Origin of the sequence: Mucilaginibacter sp. (genome assembly GCF_035492695.1) — a bacterium.
GTDB lineage: Bacteria > Bacteroidota > Bacteroidia > Sphingobacteriales > Sphingobacteriaceae > Mucilaginibacter.
The window spans coordinates 18585-39492 of the sequence record NZ_DATJJC010000002.1; the positions used below are offsets into that span (position 1 = coordinate 18585).

Sequence of the window (20908 nt, forward strand, 5' to 3'; positions counted from 1 at the left end):
TTTTTTGTTAGTGGATATTTTACTTATTTATGAAAGCTCTTTAAAATATCATTGCCGAAGGCAAAAACCATTAAGCCTATCAGCAGCACAAACCCGACGATCTGTGCCTTCTCCAGGAACTTATCGCTTAAGGGTTTGCCTTTGATCATTTCTATGATCAGGAACACCGCATGCCCGCCATCCAGCGCAGGTATTGGCAACAGGTTCATCAGTGCAAGCACCATCGAGATAAAACCAGTTAAACTCCAGAATTTATACCAGTCAAAGTAACCTCCATATAATTTGGCAATACCTATTGGACTCGAAACGGCATTCTGTGCTTTCACTTTGCCGGTAAATATTTTTTTCAGGCCCTTCGCATTATTGGTAAAGTTTGTCCAGGCCTTTGACGCTCCGACCGGTAATGAAGCGAAAAAGCTGTAATTCAGGGTGTCTTCCTTCGGAAACAATTCTTTTATCGGCCTGTAAAAACCTACGCGGCCGTCTTTGTCAACCACGATTGGCAGTTGCATCGTGTTATTCGCACGTACCACTGTTAATATTACCTTCTTATTTTTGTTCGAATCCAGTTTGTCGCGAAATTGGTCAAAGAAGACTACTTTCTGTCCATCAACTGCTGTAATACTATCTCCCTTTTGCAGCCCGGCTTTTTTTGCATTGCCGATAACAGAATCAACGCTAAACTTACTACGGGGCAACATGCTGATAAAATCTTCGATGCCTGCCTGCCCTTTTGCCGATATATCGTTCAATATATCTCCCGGCACCGTAATGTTCAATCGCTCTGTGCCACGCTGGATGTTCAGTACAGTATTGTCAAGAAATACTTTTGGGTTAGTCAACTCCTCGAAATGCTTTACGGGCTTTCCGTTGATTGATATAACCTGGTCTCCCGCTTTAAGCCCAATTTTCTTTCCGATAGACCCCGGCACTATGCCATATTTCGCACTGCTCATCGGGATATAAGTATCACCATATTTGATCGTCAGCATCCAGAAAATAAATATACCGACGAATATATTTACGGTGATGCCCCCAAGCATAACGATCAAACGCTGCCATGCCGGTTTCGAGCGGAATTCCCAGGGTTGCGGCGGGCCTGCCATCTGCTCCTTATCCATCGACTCGTCTATCATGCCCGCTATTTTAACATAGCCGCCCAGTGGAAGCCAGCCCACTCCGTATTCTACACCTTTATAATTGAATTTGACCAGGCTAACGCCCCATGCATCAAAAAACAGGTAAAATTTTTCGACCTTAATGCCAAACGCACGCGCCGCCAAAAAGTGTCCAAGCTCATGTAAAATAACCAAAATTGAAAGGCCCAGCAGCAGCTGCCCCACCATTATCACTATGCTCATCCTTTATTTATATCAATTTGTAAAAGTCCTTAACGGTATTTTATCTATTAAATTTTGCGCAAATATGCGCGTTTCCTTATCAGTATTCAAATAGTCGCTTAGCGATGGATCGGTTTTAAAATCAATCCGCTTCATGCACGCTTCAATTATGTCGCTCATCGCCAGGAAGCCTATTGCGCCTTTCAAAAACCCGGCCACGGCTATTTCATTGGCCGCATTGACAATGCAAGGCATGTTTCCGCCCTGTTTTATCGCCTCAAAAGCTAATCCCAGGTTGCGGAATGTCTTTATGTCAGGCTTTTCAAAGGTCAGGCTCGGGTATTGCATAAAGTCGAACCGTTTGAAATTGTTCCTGATACGGCCGGGGTAAGCAAGCGCGTATTGTATGGGCAGCTTCATATCCGGCAAACCCATTTGCGCCTTTATCGACCCATCGTGAAACTGTACCATCGAGTGCACAATTGACTGCGGGTGCACCACCACCTCTATCTTTTCCGGCTCAATATCAAAAAGCCACTTGGCTTCTATCACCTCCAAACCCTTATTCATCAGCGAGGCCGAATCGATGGTGATCTTCGAACCCATAACCCAATTTGGGTGCTTTAAAGCTGCTTGCGGCGTAACATCACCCAAAAACTCCAGGTTACGCCCCCTGAACGGCCCGCCCGAGGCGGTCAGTATCAGTTTTTCTATTGTATTACCCTCTTCACCCTCAAGACACTGGAAAATGGCCGAATGTTCCGAATCAACCGGTAATATGTTGATCTTATTTTCCCTGGCTAATCCTGTGATCAACTCCCCTGCAACAACCAGCGTTTCTTTATTTGCTAACGCGATGTCCTTCCCTGCCTTTATCGCATTAATAGTAGGCTCTAATCCGGCAAAACCAACCATGGCCGTCAGCACCATATCTATTTCCGTATCGGTAACTATTTCCTTTACAGCTTCGATACCTGATAAAACCTTTACCTCAGTCCCAAGCAACGCATCTTTGACGCGTTCGTAATACTTTTCGTTACAAATAATGGCATAAGCAGGCCTGAATGTTAAGGCCTGTTGTATCAATAGTTCTGCATTGTTTTGTGCGGTAAGTACATAGGCGCGGAACAGCGTTGGGTTTTCGCCGATCACTTCCATGGCCTGCGTACCAATGCTGCCGGTAGAACCTAATATTGCTATGTTTTTGATGGCCATAAATCAAGTTGTCATTGCGGGGAGGGACGACGAAAATCCCTTAGCTGTGCATCCGAAGTGATTGCCGCGCTATCTCTCGCAATAACAAGTGTTTAAATAATGTATTGTTTCAGTTCTTCCGCTATCTTCCTGTCATTAGAAAGTCTCGGAACCTTATTCTGTCCGCCCAATTTACCCTGCGCACGCATGTAATTAATAAATGCGTCTTTTTGAAGGCTTTGGATGATCAAAGGTTGCAAAATGTTACCTTCTGCAAGGTCAAAATAATAAATATTTTTCTTTTGCAGGGCCTTATCCACTTTTAATGCAAACGCCTTCATATCCGCAGGTTTTTTGCCAAACTCGATGAACCACTCATGGTAGGGCAGTTCGCCTTTCGGCGGATTTACCTGTGGCGCTACCGTGAACTCCACTACATCTACACCTTCTTCATTGGCAACGCTCATTAGTGCCTGTTCGACTTCTTCGCCTATCACATGCTCGCCAAAGGCAGAGATATAATGCTTGATGCGCCCGGTAACCAAAATACGGTAGGGGTTTTTAGATACAAATTTGATCGTATCGCCAATACTATATCCCCACAACCCGGCAGTGGTGTTCAATATTAATGCATAGTTTTTGTTCAATTCTATTTCTTCCAGCCACAGCCGGTCAGGATTGTCGTTAAAAAACTCGTCTGCAGGTATAAATTCATAAAACATGCCCGCATCGGTGAGCAAAAGCAGGCTTTTATCTTTTTGCGAATCCTGGAATGCGATAAATCCTTCCGAAGCAGGGTAGGTCTCGATGGAATCAATACCAAAGCCGATACTTTCCTCTATCCGTGCGCGGTATGGCTCGTAATTTACGCCGCCATAAACAAATAGCTTAAAGTTGGGGAATATGTCTTTGACCTTTTTACCTCCCGTTTTTGCACTCAACCGGTCAAAATACATCTGGCACCAGGGCGGTATGCCGGATATGAGGGTCATATCCTCTTGCAGTGTTTCTTCTACAATGGCATCTACCTTTTGCTCCCAATCCTCGATGCAGTTGATCTCGAAACTTGGCAGCCTGTTCTTTTGCAGGTATTTTGGAACCAAGTTAGCCACTATGCCCGATAGCCTGCCGACAGAAATTCCCGCTTTCTTCTGCATCACCGGGCTGCCCTGCAGGAATATCATTTTGCCGTTCACAAAATCAGACTTCCCGGTTTCATGAATATAATTGAGCAACGCATTCCGGGCAGCTTTTATATGTTCGGGCATGCTTTCTTTTGTAATGGGGATATATTTAACGCCAGAGGTAGTGCCCGACGTTTTAGCCAGGTATTCAGGTTTGCCCGGCCAAAGAATGTTTTCTTCGCCTGCTGTTATGCGGTCGATATAAGAGCGCAGATCCTCATAGTCCCTTACGGGAACATTTTTTTTAAAGTCCTCATAATTTTTGATGCTGCCGAAATGATGATCCTTACCAAAGACAGTATCTTTTGCCTGAGTAATAAGATAGTCAAAAGTCTTTTGTTGCAGCGCAACGGAGTCGACGCGGACGCGGTCGATATCCCTGCTCACCCACGACGCAAAAACCCGGCTCAATGCAGCTTTTAAACCCATAATTATTTTGTTTCGGCCAGGTCGTCGTCCACGTCCTGGTGACTGTAAATGAGTTTACGGTAGGCAACAACAAGTATAATGTTTACGAAAGGAATTACAAACAGCATTCCTACCAGCGTAATAGAACCTATGAATACCATAGCCTCTATAATGACAAATAACAGCAGGTATTTTAAAAAATTGCCTCTTATCAACTGGAAGCTCTGGATAACTGATTCGAATGCACCAGACGAATCATCTACAATGAAACATGCGCAGATAGGAAAATAGAAAAGGAAAAAGAACTGGAAAAAGCCACCAACTACAATGCCCAATATATTCTGTGTCCATCCCTCATCCAATGCTTTTATCGCATTGGTAAGCAATACCGAAAGTGTGCTCACCATAATAAGCAACAGCAAATAACTGTATTGCATACGGATCGTTGGTACAATATCACTAAACTCAAAATCATAGTACTCTTTATCGATAAGCTGAAAGATCAGCTTAACAAACCCTAAAAAAATAAAGCTGACGCCGATAAGCAACACGACTATTCCAATTGACGTTGCCAGGTTCCCGTTCAGAAAAACATAAATAATAAAGGCAAGTGCAACTACACCCAAAAAACCGAGCAGCGCAAAAATAGAAATAACTGAAAAATTCTTTCTCAGAAGATACCAGGCAGTTTTTAAGGTGTCTGAGACAGAGAAGGGATGGTACATACTCAGCTATGATCTTTTTAATATAACACGCTTCCAAAAATCCTGCATAAATCCTAATCCGTAGGCTATCAGTTGAGTAAAGGCAGCAATGACGCTCAAAAATGCAACTTTTAACGTTTTGTTTTTCAACCACCCATGAAAAAATATCAACAAAGTGAATATGACGTAGATAATATCAAAGGCAATGCCCAGCGGCAAATAGAAAACATTTAAAATCAAAGTGACCGCAATGCCCAGCGAAAAAAGGGCGGGGAAGAAGTGAACCCATTTTAGCTCCTGCGGGAAGAATTTGTAAACATTGATACGCGCCCGGCCAAAAAAGTGAAGCTGCTTATAAAACTGCAAAAAATTGGTGCGCCGTTTATGGTATACTTTGGCATCGGGTATCAGGCCTATCTTGAAGCCTGCGGAATGGATGCGTATGCTGTATTCAATATCTTCGCCCGATCGGGTGATGATAAAGCCTCCCACAGTTTCCCAAACCTTGCGCGATACGCCCATGTTAAAGCTGCGCGGATGAAATTGCCCGATACCTTTTTTATTACCCCTGATGCCACCTGTGGTGAAAGGAGAGGTCATGCTGTAGCTGATAGCCTTTTGTACCGGGGTGAAAGAAGAGTGTGCATCATCCGGTCCTCCATAGGCATCCAGCCAATTGGTTTGCAGGTGTTGGTTAACAACTTCAAGATAATTCTCCGGTATCAGGCAATCCGAATCGAAAATGACAAAATAATCGCCTTTGGCGCGTTCGAAACCAAAGTTCCGGGTAAAGCCCTGTCCCTCGTTATGTTTCTTAAAATAATGGACATCTAATTTGCCGGAAAAGCTTTTGACGATCTCCTCCGCATCATCCTTTGAGCCATCCTCTATTACCAGTACTTCAAACTGCTTATAAGTTTGCCGTGTAAGTGTTTCCAGCAATTCCTTGATTTCCTGCGGTCGGTTGTATAATGGGATGATGATGGAGAATAGCATTTCAGATGTGCAAATTAGTAGATGTGCAGATGTGCAAATATGCTAATTGCTTAGTTTTTTTGATCAAGTAAATTGAAAGTTATGAGTTGATGTCAACATTGACATATTCATCCGCACATCAAATCCTCTCTTCAACCTGGTAATGATTGCGTTCGTGCGAGTTGCGCGAAACCAGTTCGGCTATAAAACCGGTCAAAAACATTTGTGAACCTATGATAATTGCTACGATGGCGATATAAAATAAAGGCTGTTCTGTAACATCACGGGTTATTTTGATGTGGTGCGATATGTCATAAAGCTTTTGCCACAATAACCAGATGGCAATGATCAAACCTGTAAGGAAACTGAGAGTGCCCAGTGTGCCAAAGAAATGCATGGGTCTTTTGCCGAATTTTCCCACAAAAAATATCGAAAGCAGATCGAGAAATCCATTTACAAAGCGACTCATCCCAAACTTGGTTTTGCCGTATTTGCGGGCACGATGCTCCACTATTTGTTCGCCGATCTTTGTGAAACCAGCCCATTTGGCTATCACGGGGATATAACGGTGCATTTCGCCATACACCTCTATGTTTTTAACTACAGTTTTACGGTAAGCTTTCAATCCGCAGTTAAAATCGTGCAGGTTTTTTATGCCCGACATCCGGCGGGTGACCGAGTTAAAAAGCCTGGTCGGTATTGTTTTGGTAATAGGATCGTAGCGTTTGGCTTTCCATCCCGATACCAGGTCGTATTTATCCTCCGTAATACGGCGATACAATGCTGGTATTTCATCTGGACTGTCCTGCAGGTCGGCATCCATAGTGATCACTACATTGCCGTTAGCAGCCTCAAAACCCACATTAAGCGCAGCCGACTTACCATAATTGCGGCGGAACCTGATGCCTTTTATAAAAGGGTTGTTTGCCTGTAATTTCAGGATCATATCCCATGAACCGTCGTTGCTTCCGTCATCCACCAGGATGATCTCGTACGTAAAGCCATTATCAAACATCACTTTGCTTATCCACGATGTCAGCTCGGGCAACGATTCTACTTCGTTATAAAGAGGTACTACTACTGATATGTCCATTTACTGTGACGAGGAGTTTTTCCAAATCAACCGCAAAAATATAAAATTAAGTTGATTGGCTACAGTCCGAAAGTCCGCAAAGACCGGAAGTCTGCATAAGTCCGAAAGAATCAGAAATACTTTCGGACTTATGCAGACTTTCGGACTTTCCGACTAAAATTTTTATCTTGCCCTTCAATTAAAAATCTTCTCAAAAAATATGAAACGGAATAAGATCGCCTTATCACTCCTGTTGTGCGGCTGCGCATTGGTTGGCCAGGCACAAAACGACAACAAGGATGCCGGCAAATACGACCAGCATAAAGTTTTTAACCCTTTGTTTTACTTCGGTAAAAACGACGAGTACCGTACGGCTGCGGGTGCGCCCGGCGCAAAATACTGGCAAAACCGTGCCGATTATAAACTGAATGTAACACTGGACACTGCTAAACACCGCGTTAGCGGCACAACGCTCATCACCTATACCAATAACAGCCCGGATGCCCTGGGTTTTTTATGGCTGCAGGTCGACCAGAATATTTACAAGGAAAATTCGCGGGGCGAAGCCACCAGCCCGGTAGAATCGGGCAGGTTCAATAACAAGAGTTTTACCAATGGGGATGAAATACAGGGAGTTTATATTGTAACCAAAGATAAAAAAGGCGAGAAAACTGAAAAGGTGGATTATATTGTGACCGACACCAGGCTTCAAATAAAGCTGAAAGACGCCTTAAAAGCCGGTGGATCTGTTATCAGGATCAGGATCGATTATGCTTTTGATGTACCAGAATACGGAACCGACCGTATGGGCCGCCAAAAAACCAAAAATGGCTGGCTATATGAGATTGCCCAATGGTACCCTCGTATGGAGGTTTATGACGATGTTTCGGGATGGAATACTATCCCATACATGGGCGCCTCCGAGTTTTACCTGGAGTATGGCGACTTTGATTACACTGTTACCGCGCCGTCCAACCTCGTAGTTGCAGGCTCGGGCGAATTGCTGAACGCTAAGGAAGTGCTAACCCCTAAAGTGATAGCGCGTTTGGCCGTGGCTAAAGGCAGCGATAAAACGGTAATGATAAGGGATTCCGTTGATCTGAACGATGCCTCTTTTCACCCACAGAAAGCTAATCTAACCTGGCACTTCTTCTGCAAAAATTCGCGCGATGTGGCATGGGCTGCATCAAAAGCATTTTTGTGGGATGCCGCGCGCATTAACCTGCCGAGCGGCAAAAAGGCGCTTGCCCAGTCCATATATCCTATCGAAAGCAAGGGTATGGAAGCTTATAGCCGCAGTACCGAATACGTGAAAGGCTGTATCGAGCTTTATTCGAAGGAGTGGTATGAATATACATACCCGGTTGCTACCAACGTTGCCGGTATTGTTGGCGGTATGGAGTATCCGGGCATTGTGTTCTGTAGTTCAAAAAGCCGTTCAGGCGGGCTATGGGAAGTAACCAACCATGAATTTGGCCATAACTGGTTCCCGATGATCGTCGGCTCTAACGAGCGTAAATACGCGTGGATGGACGAGGGCTTCAACACCTTTATCAACAAGGTAGATACTAAAGTATTTAACAACGGTGAATACTACCAGCCGGAGGATGCAGAAAAAACTGCTCCGGCTATGTTCGCGGCCGACGCTGATGCTATTATGAACGTGCCGGACGTAATACAGGCAAATTACCTTGGTTATGCAGCTTATGAGAAACCGGCTATGGGCCTGACAATACTGCGTGAGCAGATATTGGGCGAAGAACGGTTCGATTATGCTTTCCGCACTTACATCAAACGCTGGGCATTTAAGCACCCTACACCATTTGACTTTTTTCATTCGATGGATAATGCAGCAGGTGAGGACCTGAGCTGGTTTTGGAACGAGTGGTTTATGACCACCTGGAAGGACGATCAGGCCTTGAAATCAATAGATTACGTGGATAACGACCCGGCCAAAGGCGCATTGATCACTATTGAGAATAAAGAAGAGATGGCCCTTCCCGTAACTATAGAGGTAAAGGAAGAGAACGGAAAAACATCACGGGTAAATTTACCTGCCGAGATATGGCAGCGCGGTGGTACCTGGACATTTACTTATAAATCAACGTCAAAGATCGTTTATGCATTGATCGATCCGGATCATGTCCTGCCGGACGTCGACCCGGAGAACAATGCCCTTAGCGGTGTTGCGATGGACAAAAACGTTACGGCTGCTGCTATAGTTAAGTCGTATTTTGATGCGGTAGGCGGCGAACAAAGGGTGAAAGATATTAAAGACCTGACAACCAATGCGGAAGGTGAAGTACAGGGCATAAAAGTGATAAGGGTTAACCGGTATAAAATGCCCGGTAAGTTTTTGCATGAAGTTACGGTCCCCCAGTTCAACAACCTGGCTCTTTTACATATTATGATCGATGGCGACAGCATCAAATATGTGCAGCAGGGGCGTGCGCAAAAAATTACAACTGAAAAGTCTGCTGTTAAAGCAAGATATAAGTTGTTCCCTGAGCTTGATTTTGATAAACCAGGCTATACGATGACGCTGGACGACAAGTACAGCGTTGTTGACGGAGCCCTTACCTATTTACTTACGGTGAAAGGGCCGGATGGCTTAAGTGTGAAATATTTTTATGATCAGAAGTCGGGCCTTAAGGTACAGCAATATGCAGATGCACCTAATGCTACCCACATGACGTTTAAAGACTATCGCGATATTAATACGGGCGTTAAGATACCATTCTCCGAATCGAACAATATTGTAGGCGCGCCTATAGTTTATAAACTTACCAGCGCGACCGCGAATACCGGGTTATCGGACGATATTTTTAAGTGATAATTTACAATTAATTAATGCAGCAAGACTTGCGAAGTTTTTAAAACTCCGCAAGTCTTTTTTTATGACCTTTATTCGTACCTCAAAGCCTCGATCGGGTCAAGTCTGGACGCTTTTTGTGCAGGATAGTAACCAAAAAATATGCCTGTTACTGCGCAAACACAAAACGAAAGCAATACTGATGATTCTGAAATAATCGTTGGCCATTTTAGCGTTAACGTTACGATCTGCGAGGACGCGATACCTAATAATACCCCGATAATACCCCCGGTTATACTTATCAGCACTGCTTCCATCAAAAACTGCATCAAAATATCCTTGCCTCGCGCACCGATGGACATGCGCAAGCCTATCTCTTTCGTTCGTTCAGTTACTGAAACGTACATGATGTTCATGATGCCGATTCCGCCAATTACGAGCGAAATCCCGGCTACTACAGTAAGCAAAACGGTAAGCAGCCCGCTTGTCGAACTTAGAGTCGCAATAAGTTCCTGCTGGGTGCGGATAGTAAAATCGTTATCCTCGGCGGCTGTGAGGCGGTGCGAGTCGCGAAGTATTTGTGTCATTTCTGCTACTGCGGCATCAGTAACATTTTCATTTGCTGCTGAAGTGTATATATTGCTGTAATAAATAGTGGCCAATATGCGCTTCTGCACGGTTGTATAAGGCGCTATCAGAATATCATCCTGGTCTTGCCCAAAAGCATTAAATCCTTTCGGGCTTAATATTCCGATAACCTGGAATGGTATCCTGCCAAAGCGGATCACTTTACCTATAGGGTTCTCGCCATTGGGAAACAGGTTATCCACAACGGTTTGCCCTATAAGGCATACCTTTGCGGCGGTTCTGACGTCGTTTTCTGTAAATGCGATACCGTCCTTTAAGGTCAGCTTGCGTATATCCAGGTATTCAGGCGCCACCCCAGACATTTGTGTAGGCCAGTTAAGCGCGCCATAAATAGCCTGTCCGCGAGAAGTTACCGCGGGTGATATCTCCGAAATATATTGTGCATTTGCTTTCAACGCCGTAATGTCTTTGATGGTAAGCGTTTGGAAACTGCTGCCGGCAATACGTACACCGCCATTCAGGTTGCTTGCGGGCTGCACGGTTATCATATTGGTGCCCATGTTGGATAATTGATCGTGTATGCTTTGTTTTGATCCCTGTCCTATAGCAACCATAGCAATAACAGAACCAACACCGATGATAATTCCAAGCATGGTCAGAAAGGCCCTCAGCTTATTTCGCTGTAGTGCCTTTAATGCTATTCTTATCAGGTTAATTAAACTCATAGTTCCTTATGCCTCTCAAATCACTAATTCAATAAATTATTAATTCAATAATTATCAATAGTCTTCCGTAACCGGCAAACTCTCCAATACTTCTTTGGCCGACCGTTTGTTCTCGTTCCTTGTATCCTTCTGAATATGTCCGTCGCGCAGTTGTATCGTCCGGTTGCTGAATGAAGCGATGTCAGGCTCGTGCGTTACAAAAACAATGGTTTTCCCCTGCTTTTCATTCAGTTCCTGCATCAGCGCCATTATTTCATACGAGGTGCGGCTATCCAGGTTACCTGTAGCCTCATCCGCCAGTATCATTACCGGCTCGTTTACCAAAGCCCGCGCTATGGCTACCCGCTGCTGCTGCCCGCCCGACAACTGGCTGGGAGTATGATCGTGCCTGTCGGCCAACTTTACTGATTCCAGTGCATGAATGGCCCGTTCCCGGCGTTCGGCTGCACTTACTTCCTTATTATACAAAAGCGGGAGCTCCACGTTTTCAAGTGCGGTTGTTCGCGGTAGCAGGTTATATGCCTGGAAAACAAAACCTATTTTGTGATTACGCAACTGCGCCAATTCATCGCGCGATAATTGTTTCACGTCAACCCCGTCGAGGAAATAATTTCCGATGGAAGGCTTATCGAGGCACCCGAGTATATTCAGCAAAGTAGTTTTACCCGACCCGCTGCTGCCCATAATGGTCACAAATTCGCCTGCATTTACATCGAATGATATGCCGCGCAAGGCGTGTACGGTTTCGCTGCCCATGACAAAATCGCGCCGCAGTTCTTTTATTTCCAATATTTTCTTGCTCATCGGCTTCGGCCTCCTCCGCCGCGCCTGCGTTGTGGCAGGAACGGACTGCCACCAGGCGAAGCTGATGCGTTTGCACCCGCTATTCCGCCACCGCTTATCCCGGTGGCCACGCTGTCCGCAGCGGTCAATCCCGATAACACCTCAACCTGCGTGTTGTCATTCAGGCCAATTTGTATCCTTTTTTGTACCAGCTTTTTGCCCTGCACCACCCATACCAATGCATGTTGTTTTGGCACGCCCGTGGTATCCTTGCGGCTTTTCGCCGTATGTGATACCTGGTTTGCTGCCGGATTGCCGGCGGTACCGCCGCCGGTGTTTCGTTTGCCTTTACGGGCTACCCTGCCTACTATCTGGTAATCCTTCATCAGGGATGAATCTGGTATAAAAGCGAGTGCCTTAGCGGGTATTAATAGTGCGTTGTTTACTTCTTTAGTATAAATAATAATATTGGCTGTCATTCCCGGCTTTAGTTTCATGTCATTATTTGGCGCATTGATAACCGTTGTATAAGTTACCACGTTGGCCGATACCGAGGGATGTAGCCTTATTTCCTTAACCGTACCCCCAAACTGGTCGTTTATAAAGGCGTCTACCGTAAAGCTGGACCTGTCGCCCGGTTTTACATCGCCAATATCTGCCTCATCTACATTAGCCTGTACTTCCATTTTTGTTATATCCTTGGCTATGATGAACAGGGTAGGGGTGTTAAAACTCGCTGCTACAGTTTGCCCCACACTGATATTCCTGTTAAGTATAACCCCATCGATAGGCGAATAGATGTCGGCATAGGAGAGGTTTTTTTCCGCCGACCGCAGCTGCGCCTTTACGCTTTCCACACTGGCTTTGGCAGCTGCGTAAGTATTTACCGCGCTATCGTAATCGGCCTTGCTTATCGCGTCCACCTTGTACAACTGGCTTTGCCGGTCGAAATTGTTTTTTTGGAAAACCAGCTGGCTCTGCGCATTTTGAAGGTTACCCTTGATCTGGTCGACCGTCGCCTGCAACAGCGATTTATCCAATTCGGCCAGTAATTGACCTTTCTTAACCTGCGAATTAAAATCCACATAAAGGTTTTTGATAATACCCGATACCTGCGAACCCACTGTTACCGTATCCTCCGGTTCTATTCTGCCGGTGGCGGTAACGCTTTGCGCAATATAGCCGCGGGTAGGCTTTTCGCTCACCAGTTTTACAGGCTCCCCGATTTTATGGAAGAAGAATATCCATACCAGCGCTGCCGCAATAACGATGATTAAAATAATTATGATCCTTTTATAGCTGCGTTTCATGATAGCCGTTGATTATAAGGTGACAGGTATGCCCCTGTAAAAGTCATATATCTTTTGTGTTAATAGTAAGTTGTATTTGGCCTGGATAACTGCCTGCTGCGCCTGCACGAACAGCGTTTTTTGCAATAGGAAATCGACCGTGTTCGAGGCGCCGATCTTCAGCTGCTCATTGGCGATACGGTAACTTTCCTGGTTGAATTTGTATTGTTCCTGCGCAGCGTCGTACTGGCTCTGTGCATTCTGAACGTTAATATATGCACGCTCGACATTTTGCGATAGCACTACCTTGGTATTGTCGAAATTCAATTGTGCCTGGTCTGCATTGATCTTTGCTTCCTCCACCTGTGTCTTTACCTGCCGCCTGGTAAAAATGGGTACCGATAGTGTAACCCCCAGTTGTTGGTAAAAATTACTGCCGAGTTGCGAAAAGTAGCCGTTGCCACTGGTGTATTGCGACCCTAACCCTGCACCTGCGCTAAGCGTTGGCAAATAACCGGCTTTTGCTTTTTTTACATCATATTGCGCTATTTGTAAGCCTAACTGGCCATTCTTTATTTCAGGTCGGTTTTTAAATGCCGTATCCTGCGCAGCCTGCAATGGAGCCAGGCTGGTGTTAAATACTACGGTATCTGGTTTGGCAATATCAAAATCGGCATTTGTTGGAAGCAGCAGTAATTGTTTTAATGTCAGCAGATCAGTTCTTTCCGTATTGATGGCCGATGTCAGGTTGTACTTATCGGTTGAATTTTGCGCCTGCAACTGTATCAGGTCCTTACGTGCCACACTACCCACGTTGAAGCGCTGCTGTTCCAGCTTTACCTGGGCAGTTGATGTATTGACCACCGAAGTATCTGAGATGATATTTTCCTTGTCAAGCAATACAGTCAGGTAAGCCTGGGTTATTTGCAGGGTGATATCATTTTCCTGCTGGATGATATTCAGGTTTGCCGATTCGACCTGCAGATTCTTTTGAATAATATCGTTATTAATGTACCCCCCGTTAAAAAGGGTAACATTGGAGTTAACCGAATATTGACCCGAAGAAGTAATGCCGGAACCGCCACCGGTTACCACACTGTTGCCATTTACAATAGCAACGTTTCCCTGCTTGTCCTGGTGGATAAAATTCTGCGAAGCCTGGCCCGTGAGGTTCGGCAGCCGCGAGGCCTTTGACAGCAGGTATTCCTGTTGTGCAGTCAGCTTGCTTAAGCGCAGCGAGTTGATCTGGATATTGTTCTTTTTGGCATACTCTATACACTGTGCCAAAGACCAGCGCAGCGGCTTACCAACCAATGTGCTGTCCTGCGCAAATAGCACGCCTGCTTTTGCTGCAAATAATATGATTATAATAAATATTTTTTTCGATGGCATAAGCAGATCGGTTTACCCTGTGCCCGGGTAATGATTTCATTTTAAAGTATATAACTGAAAAATTGTTTTTAGTGGCATAATATTGCCATGTAATAATTTGATTACTTAACCGCTATGAAAATCATTATATTATTAGTTTATCTTGTAGATGAATATGAATACCCGCAATTTATTATTGTTAAAACCCTGCGGATAGGCTATATTTAACACATAATGATAACCAGGACCTTTACACTTTTTATTGCCCTTTTTGTTTCGGGAATTGCTTTTGGTCAAAAGGCCGACTCTATCTTAAAAAATGCGGCAGCTACCTATTATTTCAAAAGAGGGCTGCCGATTGCAGAAAAGGACAGTGCAGAATTTGTGCGTGTAATTTCGACCGGAATCGATAGTGCGAGTAAGGGGTTATATATAGTGAAAGACTATTATCCTAATGGGAAGCTGATGATGACAGGTATGTCGATAACAACCGCTTATAACCTGAAAAGACAGGGCGAGTTTATAAGTTATTACCCTAACGGTAATATTCAAAGTACCAGGAGTTATTCAAAAGATACCCTGAAAGGCACTCAAACCTACAACTACCCCAACGGCAGATTATATCATTCAGATTTTTATAACACCGAACGAAAACGATTTGAGATAATCGAATTACGCGATTCGACAGGCAAAGTATTAACATCCAATGGCAACGGTACGGCCATTATGTTTGATAGAAAATTTAAACTGGTATTGGGCGAAGGGCCGGTCGTGAATGGCATTCGCGAGGGCGAGTGGCGTGGCGCGGTAAACGACTCAGTAACGTATGTGTGCCTATACAAGGACAACAAGGGGACCACTGGTAAAAGTTTTGAAAAGTCAGGCGTGGTACACGAGTTTAAAGAAGCTGAAATACAACCCAACTATCCGGGCGGACTGGACAAATTTTATACCTATTTGTCGCGTAACATCCATTACCCTAAGATCGCAAAGAAAAATGGAGTAGAGGGCAAGGTGTTTCTTTCTTTTATTATCGAAAAAGACGGAACTTTAACCAATATAAAGGTATTACGGGGCATCGGTTCCGGCTGCGACGAAGAGGCGGTACGTGCGTTGCAAGAGTCACCGAATTGGAGTCCCGGTTATCAATATGGTATGGCGGTTAGGGTACAGTATAATCTGCCCGTCGGTTTCGCATTGAAAGAGTGACCATTTACCTGGCCGATAGTGTAATGCCGTTATTATTCACATCTGCCTGGTAAAGCACATAACTGCCTTTTTCATCCTTTTTCGGCTTTATTGTATTCGAATGCTTTCCCTGTTCAATATGCACCCATTTCCAATCGGCAGGTACATAAGTCTTAAGCGTGAGGGGGAGATAGTATTGCGTTTTATCAAGCGCATGCGTCAGCGTTACCTTTATTTTTCCATTATTTTCTGATGAGGTTACTTTAGCTGCCTCACGCTCGCGCATGTAGCGCGTAGCGTCGCCAAACGTTGCCACCCAAAGTTTATCCTGTTTGCTTTTGATATATTGAAAATACTGATCGAGCAGGCTGCTATTGAGCGCTTCGTAGCCCAGGCTGTCCACACCATGAAACACCAGCACCAGCCACGTGTCATTACGGTTGTAAGCGGTGTCTACCCACGATTTCATTAACGGCAGTGGTGTTTTGGTTGTTGCACCACGCTGCCATTGTACATAGTCCTTATCGTTTGGTCCCGGCGTTTTCCGGCTCGACCGGTCTATTTCCTTTAACCACGGCTCCGGCATCCGGTTGCGTAACGACGGATATATTTTGTAAGCTACCTGCATTACTCTTTCGTTCTCGTAGCCGTAGGGCACCTCGGCCGAAAATGTATATTTCGCACCCATTTGTTTCAGTATCTCTTCTTTGCTTTTTTCCAGTTCGTACTTAATATTCGCTTCGTCCATTCCGGGCATCGTAGCATGGGTAATAGAATGGCTTGCTATTTCGTAACCTTTGGCGGCATCTTTCCTGAAATCGTCCCAGCTCGATCCAAGCGCCTGTGTATATTCAGGGCAGGGCCCATAGCCCTTCGGGAAATCACCGTGGCGTACCTTTGCATATAGCGAATCCATCAGTTTGAATGCCTTATCCTTCCTGCCCGAATCATACATGCCGCCGGCACGGGTATGGTAGGAGATAGTGCCCTTGTACCCGAGATAGCCCGCTGCCGAGCATCGCTCCAGAAAATTCTGATCGCTTGTGGGTATAGTAGCCGACTCTTTTATAATATCAGCTACGGGCCTTCCGATAAAACGCCCCTGGTACTTTGAACCTGTTATTGGGCCGGTGATGACAAAGAAAGTTGCTGGCAGCTTTAGCCGTTCCATAACGGGCAGCGCACGTGTAAACTGGTGGCGCGACGCATCGTCGTAAGTAAGTGATACGGCACTGTTCTTGCCATATTGCCATTCGGTAACGGTAGTGGTACCGCCTGCGGCAGTTTGTGCCAGGCACGGAGCAGAAATAAGGCATGTAATAAATGCCAGGTATACATACTTGCAATTCATGATCAAAAGCGGTTTATAAGATCAAATATAACCGATTGATCGCCTGTATAAAATTATAGTGGGATTGTTACAATAGCCGGTTGGTTCTTACAAATGAAAAACCATGCCAACTCTTCGTCCGTCGAAGGTGATCGGGTGCTTTTCGAGGAAATTTGCAAGTTTGGTGCCATTGGTCTTTTCGGCGTGGTACATCAGCCCGTCAAACAGCAGCAAAAAACCGCCCTGCAGCAATATCGATTCGCCATATCCCTTCATAATGGGCGAATTGCGCGAATCGCCGGTAAGCTTCAGGTAAAGCCCGGTACCTATATAAGCGACATCAAGACAGCCGTTGACGAAGAATATCTTTTCTATCCTTTTTTGCGCCTCCAGGGTTTCGGCCGCGCTCAACTTTTTGTTTTTGTATTTTTGTGTGCCTGTATAACCTAAAACAGCGGTTACAAAGTCGACGCTGCCCCATATTACATTCATTTGGTAAAAATACCTGGTCTGCGGATCGGTGGATGATGTCCAGCCGATAGCGCTCACGCCTGTATTTGCAATTCCCCAGGCTCCCAACACTTCCATGCCGGTGGAAGTTATCCTAACGCGGTTAGCATTGTAAGTCTTGAGCGAGTCCTGCTGGGCGAAAGCGTGATAGCTGAAGAAGATCAGGAACAGGGTACAAAGTTTTTTCATATACGAATATACGGTTGGTTAAAAATAGTTAAATATTAGGTAACACGTTTAACCTTTTACTGATTTTTGCACTATTTGGTTTTAACCAAACGGTCAATTATTTCTTGTTCAGTACCGGTGAACGGTCCTGGCGACTCCATCTTTAAACTTGCCATTGCCGCGGCGAATTCTCCTGATTGCTGTATGTCCATGCCTTTCGTTCTGCAATACAGGTAGCCTGCCATATAAGTATCGCCACAGCCTGTTGCATCTTCCACTACTTCGGGCCTGTAGGCAGGGATATTATAAAATACACCGTCGCTATAAATGGTCGACCCCATACTGCCGTTGGTAATAACAATTTCTTTCACCCCCCAGCCAGCTAATATCAAGGCGCCTTTTTTAATGCCGCTTTCGCCTGTTAGTACGGCCATTTCCGCCTCGTCTGCTTTCAGTATATCTATATATTGCAAAGCTTCCTGCTTTTCGGACCAGCCCACCGGGTATACCTTTTGATTTTCGACCTTGCGCAGGTATCCCTGTGCATCCAGCGAAATTTTCCCTTTGCCGGCTAACGATCTGATAAAATCAGTAGAAATGTCATCTGCCAGCAGCGGGCCCAGGTGATATATTTTAGCCTCAACTCCATTCATTTGCTGAATGCTGAACGGGTCGGCCTGCTGTAAAACATTTTGCGTGCGGTGGTCCTGGTCTTCGGCATAAATGTTCTCAAAATAAACGGTATGACTGCTTGGGTAGGCCCATATTTCAATGCCTTTTTCCCGCAATTCATCAACATAATGCATTTCGCTTTCGGCTACCGATGTGATCAGTAAATAATTTGCATCAAGGTTTTGCAGGGCTGATGAGAAGTAGAACGCAGTTCCCCCCGCCATATGCAATTCCGCACGCGTTGTAACTACTTTGTCTAATGTAATGTGCCCTACACAGCAGATATCGTACATATTTTACAGTAATAAATTGGGAAAGATAAGGAATTTGAAATTAAAATACTTTAATCCCTCAAAACCGGAGCTATTAAGCGATGGGCGCCTCATTTAAAATATTGGTTAAAATACCGTTAAAACACCCGTTTTTTTTGTCTTTTAAACTCCTTAACTTCATTTTATTATCCATGTTCAACTGATCGGTTTATTATAGCTGATAGCGAGCAACTTATAAAAATGACTGCCCAAACCGTTTCAACTTCGCCTGGCGAAACTATTTTTAAGGTTCTTTTTGAATCCGCTCCGGGTCTGAATCTTGTCCTATCGCCCAATCTGATCATCTACGCTGTGAGCGATGCTTACGCAAATGCAACCATGACGAAACGCGAAGACATTGTAGGTAAGCATTTATTCGAGGTATTTCCTGATAACCCCAATGATATTAAAGCGGACGGCGTGTCTAATCTGAGGGCCTCCCTCAATTCGGTACTTCAAAACAAGACAGCACATATAATGGCCATACAGAAATACGATATAAGGCGGCCTGACGGAAGTTTTGAGGAAAGGTACTGGAGCCCGTATAATAAACCGGTACTTGGCCCGGACGGACGGGTTATTTTTATTATTCACCGGGTAGAAGATGTTACAAATTTTGTTAGCCTTCAGAAAGAACAGTCAGAAAAGGAAAAAATGACGGATGATCTGCGTGCCCGCGCGGTGGAAATGGAGGTTGAGATAGTAAAAAGGTCGGAGGAAATACAAAAACTTAATCAAGAACTCGAACAAAAAGTTGCTGAACGTACCGTAGAGTTGGAGAGCGTAAACAAGGTTATTTTGGATTACAAGTTTGCGCTCGATTCGTCTTGCATAGTCGCAGTAACTGATCAGAAAGGTATAATACAGCATGTAAACGATAATTTTTGTAATATATCGAAATACAGCAGAGAGGAGCTGATAGGCCAGGACCACCGTATTATTAACTCCGGGTTTCATCCCGGGGAATTTATCCGTAACTTGTGGGTAACCATAGCAAAGGGCAATATCTGGCGGGGCGAATTAAGGAACAAAGCAAAAGATGGAACCTATTACTGGGTTGATACAACTATAGTTCCGTTCCTTGATGAAAAAGGTAAGCCATATCAGTATGTTGCTATCCGCTCGGATATTACATCGCGTAAGGAAACAGAAGATCATCTTAAAAAAAGCTTAAAAGAAATATCCGACTATAAATACGCACTTGACGAATCGTCTATAGTTGCTATAACCAATCAAAAAGGTATCATTCAGCATGCCAATGATAATTTTTGTAAAATATCAAAATATAGCAGGGAAGAATTGATCGGGCGGGATCACCGAATCATTAATTCAGGCTTTCATTCAAAGGATTTTATCCGCAAGCTTTGGGTTACCATTGCCAACGGTAAGATTTGGACGGGCGAATTAAAAAACAGAGCTAAAGATGGCAGCTATTATTGGGTTGATACCACAATAGTACCTTTTCTGGACGAGCATGGAAAGCCTTACCAGTATGTAGCTATCCGCGCGGATATAACCGGGCGCAAATTGGCGGAAGAAGAAAATATTAAATTGAACCAGGACCTGGAGATAAGGGTAAAACAGCGTACCGAGGAACTGGAGGCTTTTTCCTATTCCATTTCGCACGACCTGCGCGCCCCGCTTAGGGCGGTAAATGGATACGCCAGGATTTTGGAAGAGGATTACGCGGGTAGCTTTGATAATGAAGGAAAACGCCTGCTTAATGTGGTGCAGGATAATGCCAGGAAAATGGATACGCTGATCAATAATATGCTTGCGTTTTCGAAAGTAGGGAAAAAGGAGATAAACCGGTCAATGATCGACATGTTATCGCTGGTGGAAGATGTACGGGCCGACTTAAGCAAAGATCAGGATTGTAAAGCGAAAATAGAGATCAGCGAACTTCAGCCAGCAATAGCGGATCGCAACCTGATAAACCAGGTATGGGTGAACCTGTTATCAAATGCGATAAAATATTCAGCCAACACACCAGTTCCTATAATAAAGATCAGTTCTGAAAGAAAGAAAGATGAGATCGTTTATTCTGTTGCTGATAATGGCGCCGGGTTCGATATGCGGTATGCAGATAAGTTGTTCGGCGTATTTCAACGTCTTCATTCATCCGAAGATTTTGAAGGTACCGGGGTTGGGTTGGCCATCGTTCACCGCGTGGTAACCAAACACGGAGGTAAGGTATGGGCCGAAGGTGAAGTGGGGAAAGGGGCCATTTTCCGTTTCAGTTTGCCTGTTGAAAAATTAAAATTGGTTTAGCATGCTCGCTCCA

General features: G+C 44.7%; 16 protein-coding genes. 3 read left to right on the forward strand and 13 right to left on the reverse strand.

Annotation, left to right across the window (positions count from 1 at the left end; translation table 11 throughout):
• Positions 1 to 23: 23 nt before the first annotated feature.
• The 6 genes from rseP to VL525_RS00145 form a co-directional block, all read right to left on the reverse strand.
• Positions 24 to 1361, reverse strand: a complete 1338-nt coding sequence (gene rseP / locus VL525_RS00120) for an RIP metalloprotease RseP (RefSeq protein WP_325382029.1) — start codon at positions 1359 to 1361, stop codon at positions 24 to 26.
• Positions 1362 to 1373: 12 nt separating this feature from the next.
• Positions 1374 to 2555, reverse strand: coding sequence for a 1-deoxy-D-xylulose-5-phosphate reductoisomerase (locus tag VL525_RS00125; RefSeq protein ID WP_325382031.1), 1182 nt, complete (start codon positions 2553 to 2555; stop codon positions 1374 to 1376).
• A gap of 92 nt (positions 2556 to 2647) precedes the next feature.
• A complete protein-coding gene (locus tag VL525_RS00130) occupies positions 2648 to 4147 on the reverse strand; it encodes a GH3 auxin-responsive promoter family protein (protein WP_325382033.1) in 1500 nt (499 codons plus the stop codon).
• A gap of 2 nt (positions 4148 to 4149) precedes the next feature.
• Positions 4150 to 4851 (reverse strand): hypothetical protein, encoded by a 702-nt coding sequence (locus VL525_RS00135; RefSeq protein ID WP_325382035.1) that lies wholly within the window; start codon positions 4849 to 4851, stop codon positions 4150 to 4152.
• A 6-nt stretch (positions 4852 to 4857) separates the two neighbouring features.
• Positions 4858 to 5826 (reverse strand): glycosyltransferase, encoded by a 969-nt coding sequence (locus VL525_RS00140; RefSeq protein WP_325382037.1) that lies wholly within the window; start codon positions 5824 to 5826, stop codon positions 4858 to 4860.
• Between the two features lie 118 nt (positions 5827 to 5944).
• Entirely contained in the window at positions 5945 to 6898 is a 954-nt protein-coding gene (locus VL525_RS00145; RefSeq protein ID WP_325382039.1) for a glycosyltransferase family 2 protein, read from the reverse strand.
• A 199-nt stretch (positions 6899 to 7097) separates the two neighbouring features.
• On the opposite strand from VL525_RS00145, the gene VL525_RS00150 reads away from it, so the two are divergent.
• Positions 7098 to 9710, forward strand: coding sequence for a M1 family metallopeptidase (locus VL525_RS00150; protein WP_325382041.1), 2613 nt, complete (start codon positions 7098 to 7100; stop codon positions 9708 to 9710).
• Positions 9711 to 9781: 71 nt separating this feature from the next.
• Here VL525_RS00150 and VL525_RS00155 read toward each other — a convergent pair whose 3' ends face one another.
• The 4 genes from VL525_RS00155 to VL525_RS00170 are packed head-to-tail and all read right to left on the reverse strand — an operon-like array spanning position 9782 to position 14466.
• Positions 9782 to 11002 carry an ABC transporter permease gene (locus VL525_RS00155; protein WP_325382043.1) on the reverse strand — a complete coding sequence of 407 codons (1221 nt, stop codon included), beginning with the start codon at positions 11000 to 11002 and terminating at the stop codon, positions 9782 to 9784.
• A gap of 54 nt (positions 11003 to 11056) precedes the next feature.
• A complete protein-coding gene (locus VL525_RS00160) occupies positions 11057 to 11806 on the reverse strand; it encodes an ABC transporter ATP-binding protein (RefSeq protein ID WP_325382045.1) in 750 nt (249 codons plus the stop codon).
• Positions 11803 to 13095: an efflux RND transporter periplasmic adaptor subunit gene (locus VL525_RS00165; RefSeq protein ID WP_325382047.1), complete on the reverse strand. Its 1293-nt coding sequence runs from the start codon at positions 13093 to 13095 to the stop codon at positions 11803 to 11805. The genes VL525_RS00160 and VL525_RS00165 overlap by 4 nt, the downstream gene beginning before the upstream one ends.
• Positions 13096 to 13107: 12 nt before the next feature.
• Entirely contained in the window at positions 13108 to 14466 is a 1359-nt protein-coding gene (locus VL525_RS00170) for a TolC family protein (RefSeq protein ID WP_325382049.1), read from the reverse strand.
• A 213-nt stretch (positions 14467 to 14679) separates the two neighbouring features.
• Here VL525_RS00170 and VL525_RS00175 point away from each other — a divergent pair, with 213 nt between their 5' ends.
• Positions 14680 to 15654 carry a TonB family protein gene (locus VL525_RS00175; protein ID WP_325382051.1) on the forward strand — a complete coding sequence of 325 codons (975 nt, stop codon included), beginning with the start codon at positions 14680 to 14682 and terminating at the stop codon, positions 15652 to 15654.
• 4 nt (positions 15655 to 15658) lie between these two features.
• Here VL525_RS00175 and VL525_RS00180 read toward each other — a convergent pair whose 3' ends face one another.
• The 3 genes from VL525_RS00180 to VL525_RS00190 all read right to left on the reverse strand — a co-directional run bounded on the left by VL525_RS00180 (position 15659) and on the right by VL525_RS00190 (position 18606).
• Positions 15659 to 16984 carry a polysaccharide deacetylase family protein gene (locus VL525_RS00180; protein ID WP_325382053.1) on the reverse strand — a complete coding sequence of 442 codons (1326 nt, stop codon included), beginning with the start codon at positions 16982 to 16984 and terminating at the stop codon, positions 15659 to 15661.
• An 87-nt stretch (positions 16985 to 17071) separates the two neighbouring features.
• Complete coding sequence (locus VL525_RS00185) at positions 17072 to 17662, reverse strand: DUF6992 family protein (RefSeq protein ID WP_325382055.1); 591 nt, start codon at positions 17660 to 17662, stop codon at positions 17072 to 17074.
• 71 nt (positions 17663 to 17733) lie between these two features.
• Positions 17734 to 18606 carry a PfkB family carbohydrate kinase gene (locus VL525_RS00190; RefSeq protein WP_325382057.1) on the reverse strand — a complete coding sequence of 291 codons (873 nt, stop codon included), beginning with the start codon at positions 18604 to 18606 and terminating at the stop codon, positions 17734 to 17736.
• Positions 18607 to 18825: 219 nt separating this feature from the next.
• Between VL525_RS00190 and VL525_RS00195 the strand changes: the two genes are divergently transcribed.
• Positions 18826 to 20895, forward strand: coding sequence for a PAS domain-containing sensor histidine kinase (locus tag VL525_RS00195; RefSeq protein WP_325382059.1), 2070 nt, complete (start codon positions 18826 to 18828; stop codon positions 20893 to 20895).
• Positions 20896 to 20908: the final 13 nt, after the last annotated feature.

Bases quoted from the DNA above. Each gene is read 5' to 3' on its own strand.
- VL525_RS00165 (WP_325382047.1), bottom strand. From the start codon at position 13,095: ATGAAACGCAGCTATAAAAGGATCATAATTATTTTAATCATCGTTATT.
- VL525_RS00155 (WP_325382043.1), bottom strand. From the start codon at position 11,002: ATGAGTTTAATTAACCTGATAAGAATAGCATTAAAGGCACTACAGCGA.
- VL525_RS00170 (WP_325382049.1), bottom strand. From the start codon at position 14,466: ATGCCATCGAAAAAAATATTTATTATAATCATATTATTTGCAGCAAAA.
- VL525_RS00135 (WP_325382035.1), bottom strand. From the start codon at position 4,851: ATGTACCATCCCTTCTCTGTCTCAGACACCTTAAAAACTGCCTGGTAT.
- VL525_RS00190 (WP_325382057.1), bottom strand. From the start codon at position 18,606: ATGTACGATATCTGCTGTGTAGGGCACATTACATTAGACAAAGTAGTT.
- VL525_RS00140 (WP_325382037.1), bottom strand. From the start codon at position 5,826: ATGCTATTCTCCATCATCATCCCATTATACAACCGACCGCAGGAAATC.
- VL525_RS00180 (WP_325382053.1), bottom strand. From the start codon at position 16,984: ATGAATTGCAAGTATGTATACCTGGCATTTATTACATGCCTTATTTCT.
- VL525_RS00125 (WP_325382031.1), bottom strand. From the start codon at position 2,555: ATGGCCATCAAAAACATAGCAATATTAGGTTCTACCGGCAGCATTGGT.
- rseP (WP_325382029.1), bottom strand. From the start codon at position 1,361: ATGAGCATAGTGATAATGGTGGGGCAGCTGCTGCTGGGCCTTTCAATT.
- VL525_RS00160 (WP_325382045.1), bottom strand. From the start codon at position 11,806: ATGAGCAAGAAAATATTGGAAATAAAAGAACTGCGGCGCGATTTTGTC.
- VL525_RS00145 (WP_325382039.1), bottom strand. From the start codon at position 6,898: ATGGACATATCAGTAGTAGTACCTCTTTATAACGAAGTAGAATCGTTG.
- VL525_RS00130 (WP_325382033.1), bottom strand. From the start codon at position 4,147: ATGGGTTTAAAAGCTGCATTGAGCCGGGTTTTTGCGTCGTGGGTGAGC.
- VL525_RS00185 (WP_325382055.1), bottom strand. From the start codon at position 17,662: ATGAAAAAACTTTGTACCCTGTTCCTGATCTTCTTCAGCTATCACGCT.
- VL525_RS00175 (WP_325382051.1), top strand. From the start codon at position 14,680: ATGATAACCAGGACCTTTACACTTTTTATTGCCCTTTTTGTTTCGGGA.
- VL525_RS00150 (WP_325382041.1), top strand. From the start codon at position 7,098: ATGAAACGGAATAAGATCGCCTTATCACTCCTGTTGTGCGGCTGCGCA.
- VL525_RS00195 (WP_325382059.1), top strand. From the start codon at position 18,826: ATGACTGCCCAAACCGTTTCAACTTCGCCTGGCGAAACTATTTTTAAG.